Source organism: Longimicrobiales bacterium (assembly GCA_035764935.1).
In the GTDB taxonomy this organism is placed as follows: Bacteria; Gemmatimonadota; Gemmatimonadetes; order Longimicrobiales; family RSA9; genus DASTYK01.
The window spans coordinates 1-5,929 of the sequence record DASTYK010000189.1 but is presented as its reverse complement, the minus strand read 5'-3'; the positions used below and the strand labels follow the sequence as shown (position 1 = coordinate 5,929).

The window sequence follows — 5,929 nt, the reverse complement described above, 5'->3', positions numbered from 1 at the left end:
ACAAGCTGAACGCGCTCAATGCTGCGTTGATCGCCGAGCTCGACCAGGCCTTCCGCGGCCTGGCCGATGACGGAACCGTGCGTGCGATCGTGCTCACGGGAGCGGGGGAAAAGGCATTCGTCGCCGGCGCCGACATCGGCGAGCTGGCGAAGATGGATCCGATCGGCGGCGTGCGCACCTCGCGCCAGGGACAGGACGCGTTCCGCTTCCTGGAGCGCATGGCCAAGCCGGTGATCGCGGCCGTGAACGGCTTCGCGCTGGGCGGCGGGCTCGAGCTGGCGCTCGCCTGTCACATCAGGGTGGCAAGCGAGAACGCGAAGTTCGGGCTGCCCGAGGTGAAGCTGGGCATCATCCCCGGGTACGGCGGCACCGTCCGCCTGCCGCGGCTGGTCGGCAAGGGTCGCGCGCTCGAGCTGATCCTGACCGGTGAGATGATCGATGCGCAGGAGGCGCACAGGATCGGACTGGTCAACCGTGTCGTGCCGCAGGGCGAGCTGCTCGAAGCGGCGCGCAGCCTGGCGGCGAAGATCAGCGCGAACGGGCCGGTCGCCGTTGCGCTCGCCCTGGAGGCGGTGGAGAACGGACTCACTGCAACGGTCGAGGACGCGCAGCGCTTCGAGTCGAACCTGTTCGGCCTGCTCGCATCCACGAGCGACATGCGCGAGGGGATGGGCGCCTTCCTGGAGAAGCGCAAAGCGAACTTCACGGGGAAGTAGCAGACGCCCGTCGCGCAACCGCACGCATGGCCGCAGCCTCTTCGATCTGCCGCGAGCTCCGGCTGCGCGACTACCGCAATTTCACCGAGCTCGAGCTGCAGTTTCCTGCCGCCGGCGCCGCGATCATCGGGGAGAACGGCGCCGGGAAGACCAACCTGCTCGAGGCGATCTACTACCTCGAGATCTTTCGCTCCTTTCGCGGCGCACCCGATGAACAGCTCGTGCGCTTCGACGCCGCCGCGTTTCATCTGCGCGGCCGCTTCGAGGACACGGGCAGCGGCACGGGCGTGGAAGTCACTGCCGCGTACGAGGCGAAGGGGCGTCGCAAGCGCGTCACCGTGAATGGCGGCGAGACGGAGCGGCTGAGCGAAGCGATCGGTCACGTCGGTGCCGTCATCTTTTCCCCGTCGGACGTGTCGATCGTCGCGGGCTCGCCCGGCGAGCGACGCCGTTACCTCGACATTGTCCTGTCCCTGCACGAGCCCGGGTACCTGCAGGCACTGCAGCGCTACCGCCAGGCACTGCGGCAGCGCAACACCATGCTGCGACAGGGTGCGCCCGCAGCGCTGCTGGAGGCCTGGACCGAGCCGCTGCTGTCGCCCGCCGCACGCGTCATGGCCGCACGTGCCCGCTGGGTGGACGCGTACGCGCCCCACTTCGCAGAACGCTACGCTGCGATCAGTGACGGATTGCGTGCCGAGATGCGCTACGCGCCCGGTGGCCGGATCGATGCATCGACCGCAGGCGAAGAGGCGACGCTGCGCTCTGCGCTCGAGGCGGAGCTCGCGCGCGTCGCAGGGCGTGAGCGTGAACGCGGCATGACACTCGTCGGCCCGCACCGTGACGATCTCGCGATCCTGCTGGCCACTGCCAACGGGCTGGTCGATCTGCGAAACTTCGGCTCCGGCGGCCAGGTCAGAACGGGCGTCATCGCGCTGCGGCTGGTGGAGACCGAGTCACTGCGCGCGGCACACGGACGAATGCCGATCATCCTGCTGGACGACGTCTTCGCGGAGCTGGATCCCGGCCGTTCGCGCCGTATCCTCGAGCTGCTGGAAGGCGCCGAGCACGGGCAGGTGATCCTGACCGCGCCCAAGGCATCGGACGTGAACCTGGGCGCGCGCGGCACGGAATTCGTCTCCTCCCTGGCCGCCTGGCAGATCGCGGGCGGACGCGTAATGACATGAGCCGCGCGCGCGGGCAGCAGCAGGAGGACGTCGCATGAGCGACAAGCCGGTCAGGCTGGGTGATGCGCTCCGCAAGTTCCTCGAGGAGTCGAAGGTCGGTGAGCGGCTCGAGGAAGCGGGCATCGTTCCTGAATGGGCGGAGCGCGTCGGACCCCGCATTGCAGCCGTCACCACACCGCTGCGCGTATCGCGCGGCACACTGCTCGTTGCGGTGCGCTCCAGCGCGTGGATGATGGAGCTGCGACTGATGGAGAGGGAGATACTCCGGCGTCTCAATGAAGGCCGCGAGCGCGGACGCATCGAGAAGATCCGCTTCGTGATGAGTGACAGCACGACCGGGAAGAACGAGTGAGCAGGACGGCAGACGAAGAGCGCGCAGCCGCATCGATGGAGCGGGTGAGCAGCAGCAGCGATACAGGGACAGAAGACGCAACACGGCTGGCAGCACGGGGGACGACAGCGGCGGCGATCGCAGTAGCGGTCACGCATGGCATGAACGACCTGTACTCGGGGTTCCTGCACCCGCTGCTGCCACGCATCATGGACAGGCTGGGCCTGAACGTCGCGCTGGCCGCGACCCTCGCGATGACGCTGTCGCTGGGCGGCTCCCTCGTGCAGCCCGCCGTCGGGCACCTTGCCGACCGCTACGGCAGACGGGCGTTCGTCGTGATCGGGCCTGCCATGTCCGCGATCTTCATGTCACTGATCGGCGTGGCGCCCTCCTTCATCGTACTGGCCGTGTTCCTGGCGCTCGCCGGACTCGGCAGTGCGGCGTTTCATCCGCCCGGTGCGGTGATCGCCGCCTCCAGCGGCAGGGGCAGCTCGCGCGGAGCCCGCTACTCCTTCTTCTCCTTTTCCGGTGCACTCGGCTACGCGCTCGGGCCGCTGGTCGCCGTCGCGATCGTCTCGCGCGGGGGGCTCGAGGCGCTGCCGTATGCGGCGATCCCGATGCTGCTCGCCCTGCCGGTGGTCTTCATGCTCGTGCCTTCCGGCGCCCACGAGCGGCGACAGGCCCGCCACGCGGAGCAGTCCGTCAGCCTGCGACGCGTGCTGCGCGGGCCGCTCGCGCTCGTGTTCGGCATCAGCGCCGTGTCCGCCTTCATTCAGCGGGTCTACCTGACCATGAAGCCGATCCTCGTCGCCGAGGCCGGTGGCTCGGAGCAGGCGGGCGCGACCGCGCTCAGCATCTACCTCGCCGCCCAGGCAATCGGCAGCCTGAGCGGTGGCATGCTGGCGGACCGCGTGGACCGGCGCCGGCTGCTCCTCTGGCTGAGTGCGCTGTCGCTGCCGGCCCATGCGCTGGCGTTCATGCTGCCGGCAGGGAGCGTTGCCGCCATGCTCTGCACCCTGGCTGCCGGCTTCCTCAACATGGCACTGCTGCCGCCGCTCGTCCTGATCGCCCAGGAGCTGGTGCCGCGCGGCGAGTCGCTGGGCTCAGGCATCGCCATGGGCGCGGCCTGGGCGGCGGGCTCCATCGCGGTGCTCGGGATCGGGGTGCTGGCGGACCAGATCGGGGTGCTGGCGGCATCCATGGTCGCGGTGCCGCTGACATTCCTCGGGGTCGTGTTTGCCTGGGCGCTGCCGGCCGATGGGAAGGCCGCAACGGATTGAACGGCGGGTTCTGGGCGGTGGGTGGTGCGAGGTGGGTGGTGGGCACTTCGGGTTGGACGGCGGTGGGCGGAGGGGTTGCGCGCGCACGCGTACGCGCACACACGCGTGAACCCGCGCGCGTGAGGGGGGTATCAGGTACGTCTGGCAGTCCTCCCATCAGAAGATCCAGGGACCATGGCGAAGAGCGAGCCGAAGAACAGCTACAACGCAGGGCAGATCCAGGTACTGAAGGGCCTCGAGGCGGTCCGCAAGCGCCCGGGCATGTACATCGGCTCGACCGGGCCACGCGGGCTGCATCACCTCGTCTACGAGGTCGTCGACAACTCCGTCGACGAGGCGCTCGCGGGCTACTGCACGCAGGTCGACGTCTCGATCCACCCCGACAACTCGATCACCGTCGTCGATGATGGGCGTGGCATCCCCGTGGACATCCATCCGACGGAGAAGCTGCCGGGCGTGGAGCTGGCGATGACGGTGCTGCACGCGGGCGGCAAGTTCGACAAGGAGAGCTACAAGGTCTCCGGCGGGCTGCACGGCGTCGGTGTGAGCGTGGTGAACGCGCTCTCCGAGTATCTCGAGGTCGAGATCCAGCGCGACGGCAAGGTCTACCGCCAGCGGTATGCGCGCGGCATCAAGAGCACGGAGCTCGAGGTCATCGGCAAGACGAAGGCGACCGGTACGCGCGTCACGTTCAAGCCTGATCCCGAGATCTTTTCGGAGCTCAACTACGCGTTCGACACCCTGGCCAACCGGCTGCGTGAGCTCGCGTTCCTGAACAAGGGGCTGCGCATCATCATCACCGATGAGCGCGACCTCAACGACAAGGGGCCGAAGCGCGAGGAGTACCACTACGAGGGCGGGATCATCGAGTTCGTCCAGTTCCTGCGTGGCTCGCGCAAGCCGCTCCACCCGAAGCCAGTCTTCATCGAGGCATCGCGCGACGAGGCCGAGATCGAGCTCGCACTGCAGTACGACGACGGCTACAACGAGAACACGTTCACCTTCGTCAACAACATCAACACGCACGAGGGCGGCACGCACCTCACGGGCTTCAAGGCGGCGCTGACGCGCACGATCAACGACTACGCGCGCAAGAACAACCTGCTCAAGAAGGAGCTCGACTCGCTGTCGGGCGAGGACCTGCGCGAGGGGCTGACGTGCGTGCTGAGCGTCAAGGTCAGGGAGCCTCAGTTCGAGGGGCAGACCAAGACCAAGCTCGGCAACTCCGAGGTGCGTGGCGCGGTCGAGTCGGTCGTGAACGACAGGCTCTCCAGCTTCCTGGAGGAGCATCCATCGGTCGCCAAGGCGATCGTCGACAAGGCGCTGCAGGCCGCACGTGCACGCATCGCCGCACGCAAGGCGCGCGAGCTGGTGCGTCGCAAGAACGCGATCGACGGGATGGTCCTGCCGGGCAAGCTGGCGGACTGCTCGATCACCGACCCGCAGCTCTGTGAGATCTACCTGGTCGAGGGCGACAGTGCGGGCGGCACCGCGAAGCAGGGCCGCGACCGCAACTTCCAGGCGATCCTGCCCCTGCGTGGCAAGATCCTGAACGTCGAGAAGTCACGCCTGGACAAGGTGCTCTCCAACGAGGAGATCCGCACGATCATCGCGGCGGTCGGCACCGGCATCGGCGAGGACGAGTTCAGCACCAAGAACGCGCGCTACGGCAAGATCATCATCATGACCGACGCCGACGTCGACGGCGCGCACATCCGGACGCTGCTGCTCACGTTCTTCTACCGCCACATGCGGGGACTCGTCGACGAGGGCATGGTCTTCATCGCGCAGCCGCCGCTCTACCGCGTCGCGAAGGGCAAGGAAGAGCACTACGCGTACACGGAGGAGGAGCGCGACGCCATCATCAGCCGCCTGAACGGCAAGGGCGACGGCAAGGTGAACGTGCAGCGCTACAAGGGCCTCGGCGAGATGAATGCCGAGCAGCTCTGGAACACGACCATGGACCCGGAGCGCCGCACGATCCTCAAGGTCACGATGGAGGACGCGGTCGAGGCGGACCAGATCTTCTCGACGCTGATGGGCGACGATGTCGAGCCGCGGCGTCGGTTCATCGAGGAGAACGCGAAGTTCGTGAAGAATCTGGACGTGTAGATCGGACTGTTGTGTTACTGGAATACCGGGACGATATGCTGACGTTCGGGTTTCCAAAGGTTGCTGACAGGGGTGCATACTGAAGCGCGGGACTCGGAGTCAACCGGGTCCCGCGTTTCCTGCTCGAGCTCGACAGTTCGACGGGAACTGTTCAACCGGTCATCCGCGCGGCGGGAACGGGAAGTTCTGACCCCGGGTCCTCGTCCCATTCCCGCTGGAGCGTCACCAGCGTCTCAGCGGTGCAGAAGCTGAAGCGACACACGCTGCGCCCCGGCCTGATGCAGTTCATCCAGGACGTCTACC

General features: G+C 67.4%; 5 protein-coding genes. All 5 read left to right on the top strand.

Annotated elements, in window-relative coordinates; all coding sequences use genetic code 11:
- On the top strand, positions 1-716 hold a 716-nt coding region (locus VFU06_16950; GenBank protein ID HEU5211088.1), incomplete at its 5' end, for an enoyl-CoA hydratase-related protein.
- A 26-nt stretch (positions 717-742) separates the two neighbouring features.
- On the top strand, positions 743-1,903 hold the full coding sequence (gene recF / locus VFU06_16945; protein ID HEU5211087.1) for a DNA replication and repair protein RecF: 1,161 nt from the start codon (positions 743-745) through the stop codon (positions 1,901-1,903).
- 34 nt (positions 1,904-1,937) lie between these two features.
- On the top strand, positions 1,938-2,255 hold the full coding sequence (locus tag VFU06_16940; protein HEU5211086.1) for a DUF721 domain-containing protein: 318 nt from the start codon (positions 1,938-1,940) through the stop codon (positions 2,253-2,255).
- Entirely contained in the window at positions 2,252-3,514 is a 1,263-nt protein-coding gene (locus VFU06_16935) for an MFS transporter (protein HEU5211085.1), read from the top strand. Before VFU06_16940 ends, VFU06_16935 begins: the two co-directional genes overlap by 4 nt.
- A 174-nt stretch (positions 3,515-3,688) precedes the next feature.
- The gene (gene gyrB / locus VFU06_16930; protein HEU5211084.1) at positions 3,689-5,626 is read left to right on the top strand and encodes a DNA topoisomerase (ATP-hydrolyzing) subunit B; all 1,938 of its coding nucleotides are present in this window, start codon (positions 3,689-3,691) and stop codon (positions 5,624-5,626) included.
- Positions 5,627-5,929: the final 303 nt, after the last annotated feature.